The organism is Neisseria sp. HMSC058F07, from assembly GCF_001810035.1.
Classification (GTDB): domain Bacteria; phylum Pseudomonadota; class Gammaproteobacteria; order Burkholderiales; family Neisseriaceae; genus Neisseria; species Neisseria perflava.
In genome coordinates this window covers 22,860-23,125 of record NZ_KV799671.1, presented here as the reverse complement: position 1 = coordinate 23,125, position 266 = coordinate 22,860, and the positions used below count along the sequence as shown (strand labels likewise).

Genomic DNA, 266 nt, shown 5'->3' with positions numbered 1-266 from the left:
TGATCATTGTAAATGAGCCACATCGTTAAGTTGCTCAATATGAAAACCGCTTTCACTATCGTATTTCACAATACTGATCGAAGTATTTAACAATGACACGGATTTACCCTCATCACGATGATTTTCCCAAGTTGCTCCGCCTAGTAAGGATAATAAAAGCCGCAAGGTATGGCCATGCGATACCACTAAAATATTGGCTCCCGATTGATGTACTTTAATGATATCGTAAAGGGCGTCCATTGCACGTACTGCTAATTGTTCAAAGG

Annotated in this window: 1 protein-coding gene; it reads right to left on the bottom strand. The window is 39.8% G+C overall.

What is annotated here, in order from left to right:
- Positions 1 to 3 precede the first annotated feature (3 nt).
- Positions 4 to 266: histidine phosphatase family protein (locus HMPREF2696_RS11125; protein WP_141746347.1), on the bottom strand; the 263-nt coding region annotated here is incomplete at its 5' end.